The following is a 21,929-nucleotide window of genomic DNA, read 5'->3' on the forward strand; positions in this document are numbered from 1 at the left end:
AATTGTAGCGCTTGCATTTAGTATATACGTTGAAGTATGCTTCAAGTAAAGTAATTAATCAAGAAAAACGGAGAATTAAAGAATGGAAACTTATACGATTACCGAAGTCGCTAAAATGTACGACTTGGCACCCTCAACGCTACGCTATTACGAACGGATTGGCTTGTTACGGGATGTGGATCAGGAGAATAATCATCGAATCTACAATCGACAACATCTGGACAAGCTGAACAGTATTTTGTGTTTCAAAAATTCAGGAATGTCGATGAAAGAGCTACAGGTGCTGTTGCAGTACAAAGAGACCGGTGATGATCTCAATCAAATTTTAGACCTGTTGAATGAGCATAAGGAAAAAGTGGAAACCCAATTGGCACAGTTACAAAAATATCAACAACACATTACGCAAAAGGTGGCCTTCTATTCCGATATTAAAACGGCGGAAGAACACCACATGACGTTACCGGACTGGAACGATTATAAGCCAGATTATGAGGTTTAATGATTATATACAACTAATAGTAGATGAAATTATGAGAACATCATGAGATCCGCCGATAAATTGTGTTCACCCATAATGAAGATTGCTAAAATAACGAAGTTAGGATTGCATGTTCAATCCAGTTTAGTTATGGGTGGGAATAAAAATGATGAATAAAAAATTAAGCGGCCGTGACATGCTGTTTATTGGTATGATGCTTTTCGGCATGTTTTTCGGTGCCGGAAATTTAATCTTTCCGGCCTTTGTTGGGCAGGAAGCCGGTACTAATTATTGGCCGGCACTAATTGGGTTTCTAATCTCAGGCGTGGGGTTACCGCTTTTAGGGGTGGCGGCTATTGGGATCACGAAAACCAACGGGGTCTTTAGCCTGGCACATAAGGTCAATCGAGCCTACGCCTACGCGTTTACGATCCTTTTATATCTTTGTATTGGCCCGCTCTTCGCGTTACCGCGATTGGCATCGATCTCATATTCGGTGGGGCTAACCCCCTTTGTGTCGGTACATCATCAGGGTGGCGGACTGTTACTCTACTCGGTAATTTTCTTTGCGGTGGCCTGGTGGTTTGCCCGTAAACCATCAAAAATTATGGTATACGTCGGCAAGGTACTCACACCTGCATTTCTTATATTATTAGGCATTTTATTACTGATGGTTCTGATCAAGCCGTTGGGGCATGGTCAGGCAGCAGCTGGGAGCTATGCGAGCGTCCCACTGGTGGCCGGATTTACGGCTGGCTACTCAACGATGGATGCGCTAGCCGCACTAGCATTTGGCATTATTGTTGTGAACGCCATTAAGGGCCTCGGTGTGACGCAGCCTACACAAATTGCCCGCGATACGATTCGGGCCGGTGGCTTAGCAGTCCTGCTGATGGCGGTCATCTATGGCCTGTTAGCCCTACTAGGACGCAACGCTCTGGGACCCTTTGCCCGCGCTGAAAACGGTGGCCCTATTTTAGCCAACGTGGCGCACGCATACTTTGGTGATTTCGGTAACGGGCTGTTAGCGGTGATTGTGATTATTGCCTGTCTCAAAACGGCAATCGGATTGATTACAGCGTTTGGGGATACATTCAAGGAACTATTCCCACGGGTGCCGTACCAATTGCTGATTGGAATTGCCAGTGTGGTGCCACTGATCTTTGCGAATGTCGGGTTGGAGCGGTTATTGGTAATTTCGACACCAATTTTATATTTTATCTATCCGTTAGCAATCACATTAATTTTACTCGGACTACTGTCGCCAATTCTTGGTGAATCGCGGTGGTTATTCGGAACCGTGACCTTATTCACCATTTTTCCAGCGATCTTTGACGGCCTGAACGCCATGCCAGCTAGTTTGCATACTGGTTGGGTAGCGACACTATTGCACATTGGCAATTGGTTACCCGGATTCAGTATGGGGCTAGGTTGGACAGTCCCAGCTTTGATTGGGTTAGTACTGGGACTCGGATTACAACGAGTCTACCGTCAAACAAGATAATTAATATTTAGCACGATCAACGAGGAGTTTGTTGATCGTGCTTTTTTGTTATTCTAATCGTTATATGCTGCTGATGTTAATAGGATGAACAGTAAATGATGTTGAATAAACGTTGATATAACAATACGTAAAAGGGTTTACTTTTTTATTGACACACCGATATAAAACGCTTACATTTAAATTGCTGCTGAGTGATTCAAATCAAAAAAGGGGAGTATTTAGATGTTGAATTTGGTGAACAAGCATTTTGGAATTAAGATCGTCACGACGTTTGCTGGCTTATTAGCTGGTGGTGTAATTTTCGGAAGTCAGGCACCGACGACTCAGGCGAGTTCGAACAAAACGGTGACGATTTACCTGACCCGCCATGGAGAAACGACTGGGAATGTGATGAGCCGGGTCCAGGGATCTAGTGATTTTCCACTGACTAAAAATGGAATTGAAGTGGCTAACGACTTGGGTAATGGCCTCAAGGGGGTTCATTTCAAGAGTGCGTATACTGGCAATCTGACGCGTCAGGAAGTCACTGCCGATCACGCGCTAGATCATTCTGGCAACGATCAAGTTAAAATCCATACAACTAAAAACCTTCGTGAAGGGGGTTACGGAAGTTTTGAAGGCGATAGTATTCAAGCCGATAACAATAAAATTGCCGGTGTTTACGGTTATGCGAACGGCGATGAATTCATGAAGCAAACGGGTAAGGATTACTGGAATAAGCTTCAGAACGCCTACTATAAACTGGATCAAGAAAACTCACAAAATACAAAATTAGCCAAAAGCGATCGGGCTGAAAGTTCAACCCAAGTTCAAAATCGAATGCAAAAAGAACTGACACATATTGCCAAGACAACCCAAAAAGATGGGGGTGGTAACGTGTTAGTGGTGAGTTCGGGAATGTCGATTAACGAATACCTATCGACATTGAATACCAAAAAGTACACGGGAGCACCATTGAAAAATGCAGCCGTTACGAAGCTAGTTTATAAGAATGGCCACTTTACTATTCACGGCGCCATTGGTTCTTTGCACTACGTGAACAAGGGTGCCGACGAAACCAAGTAAATCGCAATTATTCAGCTCAGCGGCATATCTGTGAAATGTCGTTACCACGGTTGTCTGTTCGACAAACCGGCAATCAACCTGCGGCATTTCTAAAAGCTCATCGCTTAGGTGATGGGGAATTTAAATTTACACACACAACACAGAAGCGTTTGATCGTTGATCGGACGCTTTTTAATGACGATATTTTTGAACGGTATCATAAATACCGTGGTCAATAACGGAACGCAGCAAGATTAGTGTTTCGGTGAGGTTAATATCATCTGTGCCGAGAACCCAGGTTTTGAGGGTGTGAATCACCATTGTAATGAGGAGATCACTGAGAATAGTTAATTCGGTGTTGGGTGTTTCATGCCGGAGAAAAAGTTGCTGAAAGTGTGAACTCATTTCTCGTTTGAGGCGTTGCTCGAAAGATGGCATGCCGTGTGGACCAAGTAAGATACTGAGAATGGGGCGGTTAGTCTCAAAAAAATGGGCTGCCTGTGCCAATACCTCGTCATTGAGTTGAGCACTGCTTGGCGGGGCTGGCCGGGAGGTGATGGCTGATAGTACCTGTTGTTCAATTTGATCGAGAAGGTCGTATTTGTCATCGAAATAACGGTAAAAAGTACTTCGATCGAGAAAGATCGGCGTCACCAGGTCGTTCACGGTAATCTTTTCAAAATCGGTTGTCGCCATATTATCAAGTAGCGAGTCAATAATTTGCTGGCGAGTATGATCCGTTTTACGAGTATATTTCATCAAAATGCTCCTTTTTGTTATTTATCATACAGCAAAATCATATATTGTGTTGGATTTTCAACATTTCGTTTTATTTTGTGCTGGGGTCTTTCTCAAAAACCGATTAGAATAAATTCTCGTTATCTATATACGAGGAGGGAAAGCAATGAACACAACTAATCATTATGATGTCAACGGGAAACCCTATCATCGTGGACTAATGCTAGCCTTGTCGCTGTTTGCAACTTTTGCTGCAGCACTAATGCAGACATCACTCGGCACGGCCTTACCACGGTTGATGACGGTGTTTGACATCAATTTATCAACCGCACAACAAGCGACAACTTGGTTTATTCTGGCAAGCGCCATTATGGTACCCATTTCATCATTTTTAATTAAGAAATTTTCGGTTAACCAGTTATCCATAATGGCCTATATCTGCTTAGCATTGGGAGTCGCAATTTCAGCGTTTACACCGGCACAGCATGATATGTGGCTACTCTTTGTATTTGGTCGAATCATTGCGGCCTTGGCCGTAGGGGTGATGATGCCACTACTACAAATTATTATTGTCAATATTTACGACGCGCAAGAACGTGGCACTGCGATGGGGCTGATGGGACTCGTTGTTGGGATGGCACCGGCACTCGGCCCAACTTTGACAGGGTGGATTTTGGATCAAAATCACGTCATTTTCGGTTTAACGATTTCTAACTCATGGCGGACGATATTTTATCTGCCACTGGCCGTTATTGTGATTGCAGTGGTGTTATCTCCATTTCTAATCAAAGATGTGATCAAAAAAGAAGATGTATCGCTCGACTGGCTATCACTCGTTTTATCCAGCGTCGGGTTTGGGCTCTTCTTACTGGGATTCACGAATGTTTCGTCAGATGGTTGGGGAGATCTTGCAACGGTGGTCAGCCCGATCATGGGGGGTGTTTTACTCATTGGTCTGCTTGTTTGGCGCCAGTTAAGATTAGAAGACCCATTTTTAGATGTACGGGTTTTTAAGTCTAAGCGTTTCACATTGACCACCCTCGCGATGGTGCTTTCGACAATGGCGATGATGGGGGTAGAAATGATGCTTCCCACCTATCTACAAAATGTTCACGGATTATCGGCATTAGATTCCGGTCTCACCTTATTGCCGGGTGCCTTATTGATGGGCCTGTTTTCGCCAATTGCGGGCAAGCTCTACGAAAAGGCCGGCATTCAGCGGCTAACAATTGCGGGATTTAGTATCTTAGCAATTGGGACGATTCCGTTTGCCTTCATCGATATTTCGACAACGACGCTTACAATTGTGGTGATGTACGCACTACGGATGATTGGTATTGCGTTGGTATTGATGCCACTGACGACTGAAGCGATGGCTGCTTTACCCATTGAAAAGGCAACGGATGGTACGGCGGTCAATAATACTGCACGGCAAGTGGCTTCCTCCGTGGGGACTGCAATTTTGACCTCGATTACGCAAAACGTCATCAATCAAAATGAACCGGCAAAACATTTGAAAACATTGAATCCACTCAAATATGCGGATCAATATTTGAATGCGTCGATGGACGGATTTAGAGTGGCCTTTATTGTTGGTCTTGGTTTTGCGATCTGCGGGTTAATATTAGCCTTTTGGTTGAAAAGCCATTCACAACGAGTAACTGATGGGGAGGGAGCAGCATGATTATTTGGGTTATTATCGCGCTGGCATTGATCTTAATTGGAACGATAACGCTGATTAATGCGCGAGCGTTGCGTTGGATTAGCAGTCTCATTGTCGCTGGTCTACTGCTACTAGCCGTTGGCGCGGTTAGTGCGAATATGTCATCGCACTGGGGCATGCGTGTTGAAACAATTACGCATACCAAAAGAATTTACTCGGCTGGCAGCAAGCAGTCGCCCGTGAGCCTCCTCATCACAAAGCAGGTTGGGACGATTTCAGGCCGGTATGTCATGATGTATAAAACCCATGCTGCCGACGCTAAAGCCGCCGCGCACTTTGTACCCGATACGGATGATACGATTAATGCTGTTAAACAGAAGGCAACGTATCGACGGCGTAACGTTAAGCAGGCAGCGGTGACGACAACAACCAAAAAATGGGTTTGGCAATCCAAAGCAGCTCAATTTTGGTTGCAGGTGGGTGACAGCCACAACCAACTAATTAGTCGACGTTCTGTTGTAACTGTGCCACGGGAGACGTGGTTAGTATTGACAACTTCCCAGGCAAAACGCTTGGGCGCTGTGCAAACAAAAATGACGACGAATCAAGCGCAAACGGCACAATTGAAAGTTGTAATTGGGCAAAAGGTTGCCCAGTATCAACAACAGCATCCAACCGCGAGCCAGCGGCAAATTGAACAATACACAAACCAGCAAACCGCCAAAGTAACGATTCAACAACTTAAAAAATTACTCGACTAGGAGATTAGTGACCATGCCAAGATTCTCAGCTAACCTATTTCCCGGGAAATAGACTGGCAACCGTTCTGAGCTAGTATAATGAAATTAACCTTGATACGGTACAGTTAGGGATGGTGATAGAGATGAAAATTGGAGATCAATTAGTTTTGGCACGAAAACGCCAGCAGTTAACTCAACAACAGGTGGCCGATCAAATTCATGTTGCACGGCAGACAATTTCGAGTTGGGAAACCGGTCGAAGTTATCCGGACATTGCGAGTTTAATTACTTTAAGTGAACTCTATCATACGGCCCTTGATGATTTGTTGAAGGGGGATCAGGCAATGATTGAGGATCTGAAGAAAAAAGAAGCAGAATTAAAGCAGTCACGGCAAATTTACTGGGCGTCACTAATGGTGGATATTCTGCTCGTGATTGTGCTCGGAATGGCAGTGTTAAAAACGCGATCTTTTGAGTTAGGGTCCGGCCAGATTTTAATGATTAGCATGATTACTCTCGCTAATTTAGTGGTTTTGATGAATGCGACGAGTCGGTATCGTCAGTTGACTAAGCGGCAACCGGTCGCGGCAAGCCACTATGGCATCACGCTACTAATCATCCTAATTTTGGTGAATGGCGTCGCGATATATTGGCGAGGATTGGATGCATGGACGGCTGGGGTCCTTACCGGCACTAGTGTGGCGGCCGTGGTCGTATGGCTATCCGCGTTGCTCGGGCGAAATTCAAAATAATTTTAGGCTCGTTAGTTCTTGTTAAAGACAGGAATTAACGAGTTTTTTTAGTTCACCCGTTGACTTTAACATATGTTCAACTTGTAGACTGAAGGTGTTATTAGTTGAAAGGAAGTTAGAGCACAAATGAAAAAAACATGGATGATAACAGGTACATCGACTGGATTTGGCCGGTCACTAGCAACTTATTTAGCGCAACAGCCGGATATTAATTTAGTGGCGACTGCACGTCATACGGCTGATCTTACTTATTTAGATCAGTATAATCGGGGCCAAATTTTGAAACAGTCGTTAGATGTGACGCAGCCTGAGCAGATAGAACGAGCAGTTGGTAGCGCAATGGAACAGTTTCAACGTGTTGATGTGCTGGTGAACAATGCTGGTATTGGGTACTTTGGTAGTTTTGAAGAAAGTGATCTCTTAGATGCGAAGCAAGTATTTGATGTTAACGTTTGGGGATTGGTGAATATGACTCGCACGGTTTTACCGGTGATGCGACACCAAGGCACAGGAACCATCGTTAATTTTTCATCAATTGGTGGCTTATATTCATTTCCAACGCTGGCTTTTTACCATGGTAGTAAATATGCAGTGGAGGGGATCAGTGAGACGATTGCCAAAGAAGTGCAAAATTTAGGAATTAAAGTCATGCTGGTTGAACCAAGTGGGTTTCGTACTGATTGGGCTGGTCGCTCCTCACATAAGATGCTACCAACACACAGCGATTATGCGCCACTTAAGCAATTTATTGAAGATAATGAAAAGGGGGCGCACCATGAACCCGGAGATCCCGATCGTGCGGCACGCATTATTTACGATCAGGTTATGAATCATCAAGCAACGTTGCCGTTGCGTCTTCCTCTGGGAAAATTTGCGGTTGATACGGCCATTGAAAAGTATTCGCAAATGGAGCAGTTGTTTCAGGCCAATTATGACTTATCTGTTTCGGCTGATCAGCGCGAGAAGTAACCAGAATAGTGCTGGAATGATCAAATTCCAGCTTTTCTTTTAGAAAGTAGTTAAACTTGAATTAATATTAAAGGAGCTTAAGATAATGACAGAGATGGATAAACTAAGAGCAGGCGATTGGTACTATTTTTTAGATGCCGAGGTTGCTACACAAAAGGCGCGGGCCGCAAGACTTTGTCAGGAATTTAACCAAATTTCGGCCACTGATCCGCAACAACAGACCGCTAAAATGCGTGAAATTTTGGGATCTGCTGGCAATAACCTTTCAGTTCAGGCAACTTTTAATTGTGATAATGGTCAAAATATTCATGTTGGAAATGATTTTTTGAGTAATTACAATCTGACAATTCTGGATATTGCACCTGTTACAATTGGTGATCACGTTATGATTGGTCCCAACGTCGATATTTATACGGTTAATCATCCGTTAACAGCGCAGGGACGGCGAGATTATTTGGCCCGAGCACAACCAGTCACGATTGGAAATGATGTTTGGATTGGCGGAAAGGTCACGATCAATCCTGGAGTTACCATTGGGAATAACGTGGTGATTGCTTCGGGGGCGGTCGTGACCAAAGATGTTCCAGATAATCGGGTTGTTGGTGGTGTCCCCGCGCGCGAATTGGAAAAACTGGTGGAATAAAGGAGAAATGAAACATGTATTCAATTGGAGATGTCGCCAAAATTATGGGGATTAATACCTCGGCTTTACGTTTCTATGATCGTCAAGGATTGTTACCATTTGTCGCTCGTGATCAAGCTGGCCGGCGAGTGTTCAAGCAAAATGATTTGAACTTTATCGAGGTCATTGACTGTCTTAAAAAAAGTGGTGTTCCCGTAAAAGATATTGGGCATTTCATTCAGTTGTGCATGCAAGGCGATGGGACGTTGAAAGCCCGTTACGATTATTTAGATAAAGAAGAGCAGATGCTGCAGAACCGAATTGTGGAAATGCAACATCAGCTCGCTTTTTTGCGTTATAAAAAATGGTACTATAAAACTTCGGTGGAGGCGAAAACAGAGGCGATCCACTTTGCACCGGGAACCAAGAGTGTTGATGAGAGGACGAAGCAGCTCTATGATGAAGAACTTAAGCATTGTACGGACTTACGTCAGCTAATTGACCTCCCCAAAACGGATAACCAGGATGATATCGAGTAACTAAAATTGGAATCATTAATGGTAAATGCGACGTAGACAAGGATCTGTATTAGTACTGGTAACGATGATTGAACACGATCTAAGTGACGTGTGATCGACAATTTCCGCAAATCGTGACGAACGTCTTGTGTCACGGTTAGTGAACAGGTAGTATTCTATTATGTAAAAATCGGGTTAATGAGGGATATGACCCTGATAATTGCGGACACTAAGCGTCACTATTGGGAGGACGACACATGTTAGACGAAGAAAGTAAGGTAACCCCAGCCGAGATTTGTGGGTGGAACTGGGGCGCCTTTATGTACAATATTTTTTGGGGTATTGGTAATAAATCGTATCTACCCCTGCTGTGCTTAATTCCAGTTTTTAATTTAGTTTGGATTTTTGTATGTGGTTTTAAAGGCAACGAATGGGCTTGGCAAAAGGGCAATTATCGTGACATTGAAACGTTCAAAGCGGTTCAGGCAACGTGGAATCGCGCAGGGCTGTTTCAATTCTTACTGGCCATTGTCGGTGTACTGTTATATGTTTTCGTGTTTGCAGCAGCGATTGCTTCACTTTCGAGTGCCTATTAAAAAAGACGTATTAGTTGGTTTGAATGCCGGCTAATACGTCTTTTTTGTCGCAAAGGTGGGGATCTTTGCAAGGAGTTTAGTTGAGAAACTATTGACGAAATAAAAAAGTGAGTATATACTCACTTTAAAAGGTGAGTGATTAATCACTTATATCGAAAATGGAGGAAGAGCAATGGCAAATGCAATTATTGAATTAACTCATTTGGTGAAAAAGTTTGGGAAACAAACCGTGCTGGAAGACATTAATTTGACTGTTCAGTCCGGTGAGATTGTGGGCTTGATTGGGCCATCGGGTGCTGGTAAATCAACGGTTATCAAAACAACGTTGGGGATGGAAGTCGCTGACGGTGGAAGCGCCAAAGTTTTCAATGAGGTAATGCCGAATCGAGAATTACTGAGTCGAATTGGCTACATGGCCCAAACAGACGCGTTGTACGAGTCACTTTCAGCGCGGGAAAATTTAAAGTTTTATGCCCAAATGAAGGGAATTGCGAAGGATGAGATCAAAACATCGATCGCCCATGTTGCGCAGGTTGTTGATTTGACAGAGGACTTGGATAAGCGGGTCACGAACTATTCTGGTGGGATGATGCGACGTTTATCATTAGCCATCGCGTTGCTTGGTAATCCAGAACTATTAATTTTAGACGAACCCACGGTCGGGATTGATCCTGCTCTGCGGCGTCAAATTTGGAAAGAACTCAATCACATTCGTGACGAGGGCCGTTCAATTTTGATCACGACTCACGTGATGGATGAAGCGGAACTGGTCGATAAGGTCGCGCTACTACTCGGTGGTAAGGTGATGGCGTTTGATCAACCAGACGTGTTGAAAGCACAGTATGAAGCTAAGTCGATTGAAGACGTCTTTTTGAAGGCGGAGGGGGTCTTATAATGCGTACAATTGCAATTATGAAGCGGGTACTGAAAGAGCTATTCCGCGATAAAAGAACGTTAGCGTTGATGTTTGTTGCACCGATTTTTGTATTATGGCTGATGAGCGTTATTTTTACGGCCAACTCAACGACCAGTGTCGATATTGCCACAGTCAACGTTTCCAGCAGTTTGAATACAACGCTAGGGGATGTGAAACACGTCGACGTGCATACTTATAGCACGCAGGCCAAGGCCAAGACGGCACTAAAGGATGATAAGGTGGACGCCATTATTCACAAAAAGGGCAGTGATTACAGCCTGACATATGCTAACACGGACTCAAGTAAAACCTCAGCCGTGAAAATGGCCTTTAAGACGGCATTGACGGCTACTAATGTGAATGGTATGAAGCAGCAATTAATTTTGGCGAAGGCAACCATTGCTAAATTACAAAGTACGCTACCGGCCAGTGCCCAGGCACAACTGGCAACGACGACTAGTCAGACCAACCAATCAACGGCCGCAACGCCTAAAATTACCAACCACTACGTATACGGGGATGCTGATACCGGCTTCTTTGATAAGATGTTACCAATTTTAATGGGTTTCTTTGTTTTCTTCTTTGTCTTCCTTATTTCGGGGATGGCGTTGTTAAAAGAACGGACGAGTGGAACGCTTGATCGCCTACTAGCAACCCCCGTCAAACGGTCTGAAATTATTTTCGGATACATGGCCAGTTACGGTATTTTGGCGGTGATTCAGACGATCGTGATCGTATTGGCAACGGTCTGGTTACTGGGGGTCGAAGTTGTCGGTAGTATGATTGGTATTATCGTGATTAACCTGGTTTTGGCACTGGTCGCCCTCTCATTTGGGATCTTCCTCTCAACGTTTGCACGGTCCGAGTTCCAGATGATGCAGTTTATTCCAATTGTGGTCATTCCACAGGTTTTCTTCTCCGGCATTATTCCGATGGATTCCATGGCTAGCTGGATTCAAGATATCTCGTACGTGATTCCAATTAAGTACTCCGGGGATGCGGTGACGGCCATCATGATGCAAGGAAAGAGCATCCTATCACTAGGATTAGATATCGGAGTTCTATTGATTTTCTTGGTCGTTTTGACCATACTGAATATTAACGGTCTCAAGCGTTATCGAAAAGTTTAAGGGATGACAACACATGAAACAGGAAATTTTTGCGAGCTATAAGGATTGGCTCAATGAACAAAAAATGCCAAAGGGCAAACGAGCTGCACTGCTGGCGGCACTGGATCTATTTGCGAAGAACGGTTATGACGGCACGGCCACGATGGAGATTGCCAAACAAGCCGGTGTCAGTCAGGCAACTATTTTTAAGTATTTCAAAACAAAGGATGATTTGCTAAGGGCCATCATGATTCCGTTTGTAAATAATTTGCTGCCGGATTATAAGGATGATTTTTTGGATGCCATTCCTACTGAACCGACTATTCGGCAAATGGTTCATTTTTTCATCAACAACCGGTACGAATTTTTAAAGCAAAATTCGGAAGCCATCATGATTTTCTTCAATGAAATCATTACTAATGCGGAAGTACGGACGCTGTTTATCCAATTTGCCCAGCAAACGGAACCACAATTTCTAGAAGTCATTTATGCTAAGCTGACACAAATTGGAACTTTACGGTCTGGAATGACGCCAATGGCGGTTTTTCGAACCATTGGGGGGCAATTATTGACCTACTTTTTCCAGCGAGAAAAGTTATTGCCATTTGTCGCCGCCGATGAGGCCGCAGATCTGGCTTTGATTGAAACGATTGTTGTGCATGCTATCAGTACTGAAGAATAAGGTGTTTCACGTGAAACATTGTGCCTCAAAAAAGCTCACCATAAACGGTGAGCTTTTTGAGTGATTACTATTTTCCAATTTGGAATAGGTTGTGCCAATAACTGAATTGTTCCGACTTAGGTCGCTCTGTAAAATTAATCGTATTGAGAAAGAGGAGGAACAAAGCATGCCAATTGGTGTAATTGTCAATTCGTTATCGATCTTATTCGGAGGAATTTTCGGTGCGATCGGTGGAAAATATATGAGCGACGACTTTAAAACGAATATTAACATGATTTTTGGTGCCTGTTCGATGGCGATGGGGGTATACGCAATTGCCCCAATGAAAAATCTGGCAGCCGTCATTTTTGCGACCATTATCGGGACCGTTTTGGGACTGGTCATTCACCTTGAAAAACATGTCAATAACGGTGCGATGGTGATGCAACGAGGAATTTCAAAGGTCATCAAAAATACGAATACGTTAATGTCAGATATCGAATTCAGTGCCGAACTCGTAACTGTGATTGTCCTATTTTGTGCTAGTGGAACGGGAATTTACGGGTCACTAACGGAAGGAATGACGGGTGATACATCGATTTTGATTTCAAAATCTGTGTTAGATTTTTTCACCGCAGCGATTTTTGCGACTAATCTAGGATACGTGGTGTCCGTTATCGCGGTGCCCCAGTTTATCATTTTTGGCGTCTTGTTTGGCATCGCGGGATACGTTTACCCATTGACGACTCCCGCAATGATTTTAGATTTTAAAGCGGTCGGTGGATTGCTGATGCTCGCAACCGGATTTCGCATGATTAAGGTTAAAATGTTTCCAACTGCAGATATGATTCCAGCGATGATTCTGATTATGCCTATTAGTTGGATGTGGACGACTTGGATCATGCCTCTGTTATAGGATTATCTTGAGGCTGATGTTGTTGGCAAAAATCCCAGAATAGTTGGGTCGCTGTTGTATGATGATCTTTGCGTTTCACAAATGCGAGGGTGCTTGTAACGGTCTCTTCGAGTGGTCGCATGACAACGGACGGGAAGTCGTAAAGATCCATTGATTTTTCCATCATAATGGAAACACCCATGTTGCGATTGATCATATCGAGAATTAGGTCAATCCGCTTTCCTTTGTAACTAATTTTCGGCGAAAAACCGGCCTGTTGAGCCATTGCAAGGATTGGATCGTACAATTGGGTCAGTTCATCGAGCAGTAAGAAAGGATCATTTTTTAACTCTGTTATGTTGATGGTTTCCTTTTGAGCTAGGGGATGCGTTTTGGGAAGGACGACCACAAACTGATCGGTGGCACTGAGCAGAACTTCATATTGGTCCGGTAGTGGTGTGAACAGCCGCAGAAAAATAATGTCAGCTCGTTTCTGATCAAGTGCGTTGATGAGTCCTTGCCCTTCGTCTTCCGCAAAGGTGAGATTAATTTTAGGATAAGCCTTTTGGAACGCGGGCATTAAATTAAAAACTTGATAACGAGAGATGGACGGAATAGCCCGAATATTTAGGGTGAGCTGTTCATCTTTTTTGTGTTGTTGGAGTTGGGTTAATAATTGTTGCTCATCCGCAATTATTTTCTGAGCGAGTGGTAGTGCGAGTTGTCCGGCCTCGGTGAGCGTAATTTGACGATGTTCACGCGAAAAAAGTTGGGTGTCGAGCCCCTTTTCTAGGGATTGAATATGCTTAGAAACGGTTGCTTGAGTGATAAACAAATTTTCCGCGGTTTCGGTATAGTTCAGGGTGTGGGCGAGGTCGATAAATGTTTTGATTTTACCGGTATCGATAATGGGTCACCTCCATATAGCATTCATTATAACCTATTTATTTTAGTGAAAAGTGGTGTTGGCGTAGAAGGTATGCATCAAGCTTTTCTCGGTAATAATTCTAAATAGCGGGCTGCTTTGGGCATATTAACGTCAATGTCATCATTCGGTCGCCGTCCGCTGGGCCAGCAGTGCCGCCAACTTGATGGTCGTGTTGCGGTTACGAATGCTGACGAGCTTGTAGTACGGTTCCGGTAACATTTTGGCGTAGAGCGCGCGGGAGTAATTGACTTTTTGTGGCGAACTCCAGAAGATAACGTGCGGGGTGATGGTAATCTGGTCGTACGCCGTCGCCTTGGCCTGGATCAGCGCGTTGTACTCGGGTTGGTATCCCGGTAGCTTGAACAGCGCGTTGTGGCGAATGTCACCGGGGGCACCCCACCAGTCGGGTGCGGCGGCTACGAGTGACCGGTAGGTGGCACTGGGGATGACGGTAAAGCTAACGGGCCAGTCGTAGTTGGCGGTCAGCACCTGGGCAACCTGTTGCATGACGTCGGGGTGGGTGCTGGTGAAGAGCACGTTACCGCTGTTGATGTAACTTTGCACGTTGGTGGCTCCCGCCGCCGCGAGCTGGGCGCGCAGGTCGGCCATAACGACACGACTGTTGCCGCCGACGTTCACCCCGCGTAGTAATAATAGGTAGTCCATAGCTTGCCTCGATTCCGGCAACTGCAGTGGCAGTCACCTTAAGTTACTGTGAATTATAGTCATATTGTGCGTGCACAACAATGGGTATGCGTGTTCATTTAGATAGATAGAACGGGCACGCTTGGAAAATTGATTCTGTAACTTAAAAAGTGACTAATTATGCTAGAATCCGTTTACATTTTTATGCAAAACGCATATGCTAATGACTAATATTGTGAAAATGCGGAACAGGAGATGCCTAATTTGAGTTTACTAATGTTACTATTACCGGCGCTAGGATGGGGGCTTTTACCACCAATTGTGTCAAAAATTGGTGGTCGGCCCGCTAACCAAATTTTTGGAACGGCCCTCGGACTACTAATTGCTAGTATTGGGGTATTTGCGGTTGTGCATCCAACAACGGATGCTAAAAGTTTTATCATGGCGTTACTCGCAGGGGCCTTTTGGATTATGGGGCAGGTCGGCCAGTATATTGGCTATCAAAAAATTGGTATTTCCCGAACTATGCCGATTTCAACTGGATTCCAATTAATTGGAACGGCATTAATTGGTGTTTTTATTTTTGGTGAATGGTCAACAACGGTCCAACGAATTGCCGGAGTTTGTGGCATTATAATGTTAATCATCGGTATCTGGTTTACGTCAATCACAGATCAATCGGATGGTAAGGGCAGTCGCGGTGTTATTTTACGAACAATCATCATGTTATTGTTTACGACAATTGGATATTGTATTTATGAATCAATTCCTAAAGGGTTAGAAAACTCAGGATTGGCAATTTTTTTACCTGAATCTTTGGGGATGTGTCTGGGTGTTATCGTGTATCTAATTTTTAGTCATCAACTCGATGCATTTAGGCAAAAAACGAGTTACCTGAATGCAATCGGTGGTCTGGTATTTTCGATTGCGGCCGTATCATATATTTTTTCGGTGCGCGATAATGGCGTGAATACTGCCTTTATTGTTTCTCAAGTTTCTGTCGTTATTTCAACATTGGGTGGGATGCTCGTAATGCATGAGCATAAGAGTCACCGAGAGATGGTCTTGACGGTGCTGGGATTAGTCTTAATTATTGCAGGAGCATTTACGACATCGCTATTCTAAGTGATAGTTCCACGTGAAACATATTTTGAATTTAAAGGGGTCCAATCAGTGATTGAAAATCAAACGCTTGCCTTCGATCAAATCGAAGAAAATGAAACCTATCAAAATTGCCATTTTACTTTTTCTAATCGGCCGATTCGCTTGATGGACGTGACATTAAGCGGATGTACCTTTGATCAACAGGATTTTAGTACGGGAGAATTTGTCGATTGCCAGTGGATTAACTGCGAATTAGCGAATACCAATTTTGCCAACTGTGTGTTTTACGACAACCGGTTCACAACGTGCTTGCTGACGGGGGTTGATTTTAGTAATAATGACTGGAAACAGGTCGTGGTAGAAGCGTGTAAAACCGACTATTTTAATGTTTCGGGTTCTCGATTAACTAACTGTCAATTCAACCATAGTCACATGATCGCATCTTATTTTCAAGAAGTGACCGTCAAAAAAGGACTCGTATTTGATCACTCGGAGATCGATCAGACCGATTTTACGGGAACTGCAATGACTGGAATTAATTTGGCAGATAGTCAATTTAGCGACTTAATGGTTACGCCGGCGCTCCTACGGGGGTGCAAGATTAATGCTTATCAGGCAGCCTTGTTTGTGGCCCTGATTGGGATGGAAGTTGTGGACTAGTAAAAAAACGTGTTGACAAGTTTGAACGCGTCCATTAATATAAACGCATGGACGTTCAACAACACTCAAGGGAGGCCTCCTCATGAGTCAAACCACAGTTAAATTAATGCAAGAATGTGCGCCGGTTTTTAATCTATTGCAGGATCACCGCCGCCTTGAAATCTTGAATATTTTGTTTGATCATCCCGATCTCAGCGTTTCTGAACTGGCCGCATCGCTAGAATTATCACGGCCGGCCGTATCGCACCACCTAAAATTGATGCTTGACCATCAACTGGTGCGTGTTGAGCAGCGGGGAAAAGAAAGATACTACACTGTCAATTTGTCACCATCGCTAGAGTTATTACGTCGATTAGTGGCATCACTCGAAAAGGACATCTCGTAATAGATGTCCTTAACTTAAAATCAATACGTTCACACGTTTAAACTCGTAGAAAGGAATTAACAATGAAAACCTATCAAAATAATGCCGCTTGGGGCAAAATTGCAGCTTATTTACCAAAGAATTACCAATTCAACCCGACCACGAAACCGGTTGAAGCATTCTGGGAATGGCATAAGAATCAAATTCATCTAGATACATTTCGAAATCCAGATGCGCCAGTTAAAATTATTTTACTGCATGGTGTTGGGACTAATGGCCGGCAGATGTCGACGATCTTAGGTAGTCCACTTGCGCAAGACGGATTAGAAGTGGTTTCGATCGATATGCCATTGTATGGAATGTCGGTGATTAATCAGCATGATCCAGTGACCTACGCCGATTGGGTGCAATTGGGCAGCGATTATGTTGATTACGAACGGCAGCGTGATGATCGGCCGATTTTTCTTTACGGGCTATCTGCTGGTGGAATGGAAACCTATCATGTGGCAGCCAAAAATCGGCATGTTGCTGGTATTATCGGCATGACGTTTTTAGATCAACGAGATCAACGCGTTCGAAACCGAACAGCTCATAATGTCTTTTGGGGCCGTTATGGGACACCGTTAGCTCATTTGTCGGTGCAATTGGGATTGGGGTCGCAGACAATTAAGATGGCGACGTGTTCATTGATGTCAGCACTGTGCAATCAACCGGGATGTCAGGCGGAATTGATGGCTGATACTACCTCGGCAAGTGCTCGAGTTCCCTATGCTTTTTTGGATAGTTATATGAACTATGTCCCCGATATGGAGCCGGAAAATTTTGATGTTTGTCCCGTTATTCTGACCCAGCCAGGGATGGATCGGTGGACACCGTTAGAATTGAGCACCCCATTTTTGGCTCGGCTACAACATGTAAAAGTCGATCAGGTTATTTTGCCAGATGGCGGGCACTATCCGGTAGAAGCCCCCGCACTGGCGAAGTTGCACGAAGCGACATTGCACTTCATTCAAGCTAATCAAAATGGATAGAACGGGCTTCGGAGAATCCGCACGAAAGATTGTCAAAAAAACTGCCGTCATTTCAAAGTGAAATGGCGACAGCTTTTTGATTGATCGCAAAATTAGCGATTATAAGAATGATGCCCGATTAGCATCATCCATGCACATAATAAAATTGCGGCCGGAACTAGGATACTCAAAAGATGTAGCCAGGGAGCAGTAAGGGCAATTAAACAGGCCCCGAGGCCAAAAGTTAGCATGATTGCACCAGTGGCCTTCAATTTTTGAAGCGCCTGAGAATCGTGATAGACAAGTGCATCAATGGTTGTTTCAGCTAATGTCCGCAGGTTGCCGGTCATCATCAGTGGTGTGAATGGACCGCCATTGAGGCGACGAAACTCTTGCAGCTCTGCCGCCGCAGCAAAGGACAACAGGACGGTCACTAGTACGCTAGGCACCAAGTTGGCTACCAGTGCGGTCAGAAGTAGCAGGCCGCTTTCATAGGCCAGCACCCACTGTTTTCGAACGGGATCGGGTTGCGTGAAACGGGGCTGCCTTTGCCATAGGCGAATGAGGATCGTTCCCACAAAAAAGGCTAAAATAGAAATAACATAATGAAGACTGGTACTAAAGTCGCCTTGGCCCAAGTTAACACCCAGCAAAATTAAGTTCCCGGTTTGTAGTCCGGCAAAGACTTCACCATGAAAGAGATACGAGTACGCATCAATGCCGCCAGCGGCCATGGTGAGCAGTGCCCCGAATGACGTTTTTTCGTAAATTGGCATAGATTGATTCATCAGAATTCCTCCTGAAACGTTATTGTACCACTATAACACTGGCATAATTGGGATGCACTAAAGCATGCTCGGGGCAATGTGATCTACGTTACGGGCGCATTGAGTTGAATAAGGCCGGCGGTGGCACCTAGTTTGCAGTTTCGGATTTAGCGATGAGAGCTTCGCAGGCGGTAATGATGGCGTCGGGGGTTGGCATTGGATTGTGAAAGACGAGATCGTAGGTGTCATCTTTTGGCTTAATGCGGTTGACCCCGTAGGCTACGCTGTTGGCGGGGACGTCCTTGGTGATGATGGCACCGGCACCGATGACGGAATTAGCCCCGATAATGATTGGACCCAGTACCTTCGCGCCATCCGAGATGACGACGTTAGGACCAATGACGGGATTACCCAGGTTTTCCCATTGGTTGGTGATCTTGTTGAACTTCATGTTTGAACCGATGGTGACGTTTTGGTAAATCACGGTGCCGGTATCGATTTTGGCAGCCGCAATGATACATCCCTTCGCATGATGCGCAAACATGACGGATGGGTCGATGTGAACGCAGTTGATTTCACAGCCATAATCGTGTTCTAAGCGGGTAGCAGCTTGCTGACGAACGGCGGGATCGGGATCGAAACAGTTTTGGTGGAACAGTGTGTTGAACTCTGACATATAAATCATCCTTTCAAGGTTAGTGGTTAAAGGTTACCAGCACGCGACCACGACTGTGTGAATCGTGTGCATAGTGTTGAGCTTCCTTAGTTTGAGTGACGGGAAAAATACGATCAATTGGTGCAATGAGGTCATGGGTAGCGAGTTGGCGAATAAAAGTTTGATAATGGGCAGGATCAAACTTTTCGTGAACAAATTGGAATGGTGTGTGGGAATCATAAGTCATGAGCGCGATGGAAACGATACTGGCATGACCACAGTGCGTGGTGATGGCGTCTAGCAACGCGGAACTACCAGCGATGTCGATGATTAAGGGATCGTCGAGCTGCGGCAATGTTTCAGGCGTATAACTCGTGAGCGCTGGTAGTTGTTCATGGAAGTAAGCTTGACTACTAGGCGAGACAACTGGGTACAGATGATGCGTGGTTGGACGGAGCATTTGTAGTAAGTACAGGCCGATAACCGAATTGGCCCCAGTAATGATGATGTTGGTTGCAGAATGTTGCTCAATGGCTTCTTTAAGGGCGAGGGCCGTTCCGGGTCCGGCAGTTAGTGCCGCCGCACTTTCATCACTTACATCATCTGGGAGTGGAAAAATAAAAGCTGGATTTTCGGATAGCAGATATGCGCTGTACGAACCAGTGGGATTCATGACTAGGACGCGATGGTGCAGCAAGGCCGCATCACGGTCGCGACCAACAGCGACGACCTGACCTACGGCACCGATACCAATCGTTCGTGGCAGGCTGGTGAGTTGTTCGCTGGTGGCATGGGCGTTGGTTTCACGTTTCCAGTCAGTTGGTACGACGGGTAAAGTCGTTACTTTAATTAGAACGCCGTGGTTTGTAAGCTTGGGCTGTGGGATATCGCGGTAGACTAAGCCGTCGATACCGTTAAAATTGGTTTGCATAATGGCAAGCATAGGGGTCTCCTTTTGAAAGTAAAAAATTGATTAGTTTGTTTCTCTGGAAACAATATTATCATATAATGTTTCCATGTCAACAAAAAATACTTAAAAAAATAACCAGGATGATCAAAGTTGATGATCCTGGTTACCATTATTGAAGGTGGTGCTGTTCAATTTCATGATCGAGATGTTGGTTATAACGGTCTAAAAAGGCGAGGACTGTCTGTAACTGAACGGGATCGGTTTGGTCGAAAACAGGTTGATCTCGTTGCTGAAATTCTTGATCGAGTTGTTCATGCGTCAGGAACACGCCCCGTCCCTGAGGGGTAAGCCGAAAGTAGATTTCTTTTTTATTATCGGGTTTCTGGTAGCGTTCGATGAGTTCGCGAGCCATCAATCGCTTGGTGAGCTTACTGACGGCTCCGCGCGTTACAAACATGGCATCGGCAATTTTGGTGACGTTGACGTCCTGATGTTTCCCGATGAATTCGATGGTGTGCACCTCGGCGGGCTTAAATCCCTTGAGCTGAGTTTCAAGTTGGGACTTACTGAGCAGTGTGATTTTATCGAGGAGGGTCGTTAGACTGGTACGAAATTGTTGCTGGGCATCCATAATAAATGAGCTCCTTTTGGTGTAATGACTGAAGCTAGCATAGCAGAGGTTTGTTTCCAATTCAACATTATTGTGCGGCGGGTGCGTGGCGTTTAAGAAATTGAACGACCTCGTTAGCGGCAATGGATAGTTGCTTGCGTTGGCTGAAGGCAATTGAAATATGGCGGGTTAATGGTGGATCAAGGGGGACCGTTTGAATATGGTAATTGGTGCGTCGCGTGATCATTTCGCCGAGAACGCTGATTCCAAGGTGATTTTCGACCATCGCCATGATGGTGTAATCGTCTTGGGTAATGTATTGAATATCGGCGTGGATATGGTGCTGCTTGAACAGTTCCAGTACACCCCGTTTTTCGCCCTCGGTGAGCATGATGACGGGGTGCTCTTCAAACCGTGCGAGGGGGAGGCTGGTGTAGTGGCTGAGTGGACTATCACTGGGAACGATGGCGAGCATGTCATCATCAATAAAGGGGATGGTGGTGAGAGCTTTTTTGGTTGGCAGCGCGACAAAGCCAAAGTCGACGGTACCAGCAAGAATCCACGATTCAATCTCGGAGTAGTCACCAGTGAGTAATTCTAAGCTGATATGGGGATAAGCTTGTTTGAGTTGCTGCATGAGGGGAGCCAAAACAGCGGTTGAGACGCTGGAAAAGGTGCCAATGCGGACTAGGCCAGTTGTCAGGCCAGTCAGGCGGGCGGCCTGATCATTGAGTTGCTGAAAAGCGGTGGCGAGCTGTTGGATATAGGGGAGTAATTGGGACCCGTCGGATGTTAGTGAAACACCGTGGTGGTTGCGATTTAAGAGGGTCATCCCCATCTCTTTTTCCAAGGCGTTGACCGCTTGGCTGACGGCCGATTGCGAATAGTTTAGAAAGGTGGCTGCCTTGGAGAGACTTCCCAGTTCGATGATTTTTAGAAAAATAGCGTACTTATTCATTAGCGATCCTCCCAATAATATAAGATAATCTTATTTTATAGTTCAGTATTTTCATCTTCACTTATTTAACTGAGTATAGCATACTGGGAAATACATAATTATTACTTTTAGAA

At 44.8% G+C, this 21,929-nt stretch carries 26 protein-coding genes; 18 read left to right on the forward strand and 8 right to left on the reverse strand.

Annotated elements, in window-relative coordinates; translation table 11 throughout:
* Positions 1-82: 82 nt before the first annotated feature.
* From FC26_RS09400 to FC26_RS09410, 3 genes are all read left to right on the forward strand, one after another.
* Positions 83-499: a MerR family transcriptional regulator gene (locus tag FC26_RS09400; RefSeq protein ID WP_057779966.1), complete on the forward strand. Its 417-nt coding sequence runs from the start codon at positions 83-85 to the stop codon at positions 497-499.
* Between the two features lie 148 nt (positions 500-647).
* Positions 648-1,982, forward strand: a complete 1,335-nt coding sequence (gene brnQ / locus FC26_RS09405; protein ID WP_057780318.1) for a branched-chain amino acid transport system II carrier protein — start codon at positions 648-650, stop codon at positions 1,980-1,982.
* A gap of 222 nt (positions 1,983-2,204) precedes the next feature.
* On the forward strand, positions 2,205-3,047 hold the full coding sequence (locus FC26_RS09410; RefSeq protein WP_057779967.1) for a histidine phosphatase family protein: 843 nt from the start codon (positions 2,205-2,207) through the stop codon (positions 3,045-3,047).
* Positions 3,048-3,218: 171 nt separating this feature from the next.
* Here the strand turns inward: FC26_RS09410 and FC26_RS09415 are convergent, their stop codons facing one another.
* A complete protein-coding gene (locus FC26_RS09415) occupies positions 3,219-3,785 on the reverse strand; it encodes a TetR/AcrR family transcriptional regulator (protein ID WP_057779969.1) in 567 nt (188 codons plus the stop codon).
* 145 nt (positions 3,786-3,930) lie between these two features.
* Between FC26_RS09415 and FC26_RS09420 the strand changes: the two genes are divergently transcribed.
* The 11 genes from FC26_RS09420 to FC26_RS09470 all read left to right on the forward strand — a co-directional run bounded on the left by FC26_RS09420 (position 3,931) and on the right by FC26_RS09470 (position 13,226).
* Entirely contained in the window at positions 3,931-5,448 is a 1,518-nt protein-coding gene (locus FC26_RS09420) for an MDR family MFS transporter (RefSeq protein WP_057779970.1), read from the forward strand.
* A complete protein-coding gene (locus FC26_RS09425) occupies positions 5,445-6,188 on the forward strand; it encodes a DUF4811 domain-containing protein (protein ID WP_083483812.1) in 744 nt (247 codons plus the stop codon). Before FC26_RS09420 ends, FC26_RS09425 begins: the two co-directional genes overlap by 4 nt.
* A 122-nt stretch (positions 6,189-6,310) precedes the next feature.
* The gene (locus FC26_RS12580; protein WP_157061167.1) at positions 6,311-6,919 is read left to right on the forward strand and encodes a helix-turn-helix transcriptional regulator; all 609 of its coding nucleotides are present in this window, start codon (positions 6,311-6,313) and stop codon (positions 6,917-6,919) included.
* A gap of 126 nt (positions 6,920-7,045) precedes the next feature.
* Positions 7,046-7,888, forward strand: a complete 843-nt coding sequence (locus FC26_RS09435; RefSeq protein WP_057779971.1) for an SDR family NAD(P)-dependent oxidoreductase — start codon at positions 7,046-7,048, stop codon at positions 7,886-7,888.
* 85 nt (positions 7,889-7,973) lie between these two features.
* Complete coding sequence (locus tag FC26_RS09440) at positions 7,974-8,531, forward strand: sugar O-acetyltransferase (RefSeq protein WP_057779973.1); 558 nt, start codon at positions 7,974-7,976, stop codon at positions 8,529-8,531.
* Positions 8,532-8,545: 14 nt separating this feature from the next.
* Positions 8,546-9,049 (forward strand): MerR family transcriptional regulator, encoded by a 504-nt coding sequence (locus FC26_RS09445; protein WP_057779974.1) that lies wholly within the window; start codon positions 8,546-8,548, stop codon positions 9,047-9,049.
* Between the two features lie 236 nt (positions 9,050-9,285).
* Positions 9,286-9,624 (forward strand): hypothetical protein, encoded by a 339-nt coding sequence (locus FC26_RS09450; RefSeq protein ID WP_057779976.1) that lies wholly within the window; start codon positions 9,286-9,288, stop codon positions 9,622-9,624.
* Positions 9,625-9,796: 172 nt separating this feature from the next.
* Positions 9,797-10,519 carry an ABC transporter ATP-binding protein gene (locus tag FC26_RS09455; protein WP_057779978.1) on the forward strand — a complete coding sequence of 241 codons (723 nt, stop codon included), beginning with the start codon at positions 9,797-9,799 and terminating at the stop codon, positions 10,517-10,519.
* Positions 10,519-11,670, forward strand: a complete 1,152-nt coding sequence (locus FC26_RS09460) for an ABC transporter permease (protein WP_057779980.1) — start codon at positions 10,519-10,521, stop codon at positions 11,668-11,670. Before FC26_RS09455 ends, FC26_RS09460 begins: the two co-directional genes overlap by 1 nt.
* Positions 11,671-11,683: 13 nt before the next feature.
* Positions 11,684-12,331 carry a TetR/AcrR family transcriptional regulator gene (locus FC26_RS09465; protein ID WP_057779982.1) on the forward strand — a complete coding sequence of 216 codons (648 nt, stop codon included), beginning with the start codon at positions 11,684-11,686 and terminating at the stop codon, positions 12,329-12,331.
* Between the two features lie 166 nt (positions 12,332-12,497).
* Entirely contained in the window at positions 12,498-13,226 is a 729-nt protein-coding gene (locus FC26_RS09470) for a DUF554 domain-containing protein (RefSeq protein ID WP_057779984.1), read from the forward strand.
* Here the strand turns inward: FC26_RS09470 and FC26_RS09475 are convergent.
* Together FC26_RS09475 and FC26_RS09485 are read right to left on the reverse strand one after the other, a co-directional pair.
* Positions 13,210-14,115: a LysR family transcriptional regulator gene (locus FC26_RS09475; protein WP_338045569.1), complete on the reverse strand. Its 906-nt coding sequence runs from the start codon at positions 14,113-14,115 to the stop codon at positions 13,210-13,212. The genes FC26_RS09470 and FC26_RS09475 overlap by 17 nt on opposite strands.
* Before the next feature lie 138 nt (positions 14,116-14,253).
* Positions 14,254-14,799, reverse strand: a complete 546-nt coding sequence (locus tag FC26_RS09485; protein ID WP_057779989.1) for a DUF1697 domain-containing protein — start codon at positions 14,797-14,799, stop codon at positions 14,254-14,256.
* A 243-nt stretch (positions 14,800-15,042) separates the two neighbouring features.
* Here FC26_RS09485 and FC26_RS09490 point away from each other — a divergent pair, with 243 nt between their 5' ends.
* From FC26_RS09490 to FC26_RS09505, 4 genes are all read left to right on the forward strand, one after another.
* The gene (locus tag FC26_RS09490; RefSeq protein ID WP_420835226.1) at positions 15,043-15,903 is read left to right on the forward strand and encodes a GRP family sugar transporter; all 861 of its coding nucleotides are present in this window, start codon (positions 15,043-15,045) and stop codon (positions 15,901-15,903) included.
* Positions 15,904-15,951: 48 nt separating this feature from the next.
* The gene (locus FC26_RS09495; protein WP_057779993.1) at positions 15,952-16,542 is read left to right on the forward strand and encodes a pentapeptide repeat-containing protein; all 591 of its coding nucleotides are present in this window, start codon (positions 15,952-15,954) and stop codon (positions 16,540-16,542) included.
* A gap of 82 nt (positions 16,543-16,624) precedes the next feature.
* Positions 16,625-16,927, forward strand: coding sequence for an ArsR/SmtB family transcription factor (locus FC26_RS09500; RefSeq protein ID WP_057779995.1), 303 nt, complete (start codon positions 16,625-16,627; stop codon positions 16,925-16,927).
* Between the two features lie 62 nt (positions 16,928-16,989).
* The gene (locus FC26_RS09505; RefSeq protein WP_057779998.1) at positions 16,990-17,937 is read left to right on the forward strand and encodes an alpha/beta hydrolase; all 948 of its coding nucleotides are present in this window, start codon (positions 16,990-16,992) and stop codon (positions 17,935-17,937) included.
* A gap of 92 nt (positions 17,938-18,029) precedes the next feature.
* Here the strand turns inward: FC26_RS09505 and FC26_RS09510 are convergent, their stop codons facing one another.
* From FC26_RS09510 to FC26_RS09530, 5 genes are all read right to left on the reverse strand, one after another.
* Positions 18,030-18,704: a YoaK family protein gene (locus tag FC26_RS09510; RefSeq protein WP_191978890.1), complete on the reverse strand. Its 675-nt coding sequence runs from the start codon at positions 18,702-18,704 to the stop codon at positions 18,030-18,032.
* 127 nt (positions 18,705-18,831) lie between these two features.
* Complete coding sequence (locus FC26_RS09515) at positions 18,832-19,359, reverse strand: LbetaH domain-containing protein (protein WP_057780002.1); 528 nt, start codon at positions 19,357-19,359, stop codon at positions 18,832-18,834.
* Positions 19,360-19,378: 19 nt separating this feature from the next.
* Complete coding sequence (locus FC26_RS09520; RefSeq protein WP_057780004.1) at positions 19,379-20,281, reverse strand: quinone oxidoreductase family protein; 903 nt, start codon at positions 20,279-20,281, stop codon at positions 19,379-19,381.
* 136 nt (positions 20,282-20,417) lie between these two features.
* On the reverse strand, positions 20,418-20,879 hold the full coding sequence (locus FC26_RS09525; RefSeq protein WP_057780006.1) for a MarR family winged helix-turn-helix transcriptional regulator: 462 nt from the start codon (positions 20,877-20,879) through the stop codon (positions 20,418-20,420).
* A 67-nt stretch (positions 20,880-20,946) separates the two neighbouring features.
* Positions 20,947-21,816, reverse strand: a complete 870-nt coding sequence (locus FC26_RS09530; protein WP_057780007.1) for a LysR family transcriptional regulator — start codon at positions 21,814-21,816, stop codon at positions 20,947-20,949.
* Between the last annotated feature and the right edge of the window lie 113 nt (positions 21,817-21,929).

The organism is Paucilactobacillus vaccinostercus DSM 20634 (assembly GCF_001436295.1).
In the GTDB taxonomy this organism is placed as follows: Bacteria; Bacillota; Bacilli; order Lactobacillales; family Lactobacillaceae; genus Paucilactobacillus; species Paucilactobacillus vaccinostercus.

Excerpts from the sequence above, each read along its gene's own strand:
- FC26_RS09435 (WP_057779971.1), top strand. The coding sequence starts at position 7,046 with ATGAAAAAAACATGGATGATAACAGGTACATCGACTGGATTTGGCCGG.
- FC26_RS09445 (WP_057779974.1), top strand. The coding sequence starts at position 8,546 with ATGTATTCAATTGGAGATGTCGCCAAAATTATGGGGATTAATACCTCG.
- FC26_RS12580 (WP_157061167.1), top strand. The coding sequence starts at position 6,311 with ATGAAAATTGGAGATCAATTAGTTTTGGCACGAAAACGCCAGCAGTTA.
- FC26_RS09440 (WP_057779973.1), top strand. The coding sequence starts at position 7,974 with ATGACAGAGATGGATAAACTAAGAGCAGGCGATTGGTACTATTTTTTA.
- FC26_RS09505 (WP_057779998.1), top strand. The coding sequence starts at position 16,990 with ATGAAAACCTATCAAAATAATGCCGCTTGGGGCAAAATTGCAGCTTAT.
- FC26_RS09400 (WP_057779966.1), top strand. The coding sequence starts at position 83 with ATGGAAACTTATACGATTACCGAAGTCGCTAAAATGTACGACTTGGCA.
- FC26_RS09425 (WP_083483812.1), top strand. The coding sequence starts at position 5,445 with ATGATTATTTGGGTTATTATCGCGCTGGCATTGATCTTAATTGGAACG.
- FC26_RS09485 (WP_057779989.1), bottom strand. The coding sequence starts at position 14,799 with ATGGACTACCTATTATTACTACGCGGGGTGAACGTCGGCGGCAACAGT.
- FC26_RS09450 (WP_057779976.1), top strand. The coding sequence starts at position 9,286 with ATGTTAGACGAAGAAAGTAAGGTAACCCCAGCCGAGATTTGTGGGTGG.
- FC26_RS09515 (WP_057780002.1), bottom strand. The coding sequence starts at position 19,359 with ATGTCAGAGTTCAACACACTGTTCCACCAAAACTGTTTCGATCCCGAT.
- FC26_RS09470 (WP_057779984.1), top strand. The coding sequence starts at position 12,498 with ATGCCAATTGGTGTAATTGTCAATTCGTTATCGATCTTATTCGGAGGA.
- FC26_RS09525 (WP_057780006.1), bottom strand. The coding sequence starts at position 20,879 with ATGGATGCCCAGCAACAATTTCGTACCAGTCTAACGACCCTCCTCGAT.
- FC26_RS09510 (WP_191978890.1), bottom strand. The coding sequence starts at position 18,704 with ATGAATCAATCTATGCCAATTTACGAAAAAACGTCATTCGGGGCACTG.
- FC26_RS09500 (WP_057779995.1), top strand. The coding sequence starts at position 16,625 with ATGAGTCAAACCACAGTTAAATTAATGCAAGAATGTGCGCCGGTTTTT.
- FC26_RS09465 (WP_057779982.1), top strand. The coding sequence starts at position 11,684 with ATGAAACAGGAAATTTTTGCGAGCTATAAGGATTGGCTCAATGAACAA.
- FC26_RS09530 (WP_057780007.1), bottom strand. The coding sequence starts at position 21,816 with ATGAATAAGTACGCTATTTTTCTAAAAATCATCGAACTGGGAAGTCTC.
- FC26_RS09410 (WP_057779967.1), top strand. The coding sequence starts at position 2,205 with ATGTTGAATTTGGTGAACAAGCATTTTGGAATTAAGATCGTCACGACG.
- brnQ (WP_057780318.1), top strand. The coding sequence starts at position 648 with ATGAATAAAAAATTAAGCGGCCGTGACATGCTGTTTATTGGTATGATG.
- FC26_RS09455 (WP_057779978.1), top strand. The coding sequence starts at position 9,797 with ATGGCAAATGCAATTATTGAATTAACTCATTTGGTGAAAAAGTTTGGG.
- FC26_RS09520 (WP_057780004.1), bottom strand. The coding sequence starts at position 20,281 with ATGCTTGCCATTATGCAAACCAATTTTAACGGTATCGACGGCTTAGTC.
- FC26_RS09460 (WP_057779980.1), top strand. The coding sequence starts at position 10,519 with ATGCGTACAATTGCAATTATGAAGCGGGTACTGAAAGAGCTATTCCGC.
- FC26_RS09420 (WP_057779970.1), top strand. The coding sequence starts at position 3,931 with ATGAACACAACTAATCATTATGATGTCAACGGGAAACCCTATCATCGT.
- FC26_RS09415 (WP_057779969.1), bottom strand. The coding sequence starts at position 3,785 with ATGAAATATACTCGTAAAACGGATCATACTCGCCAGCAAATTATTGAC.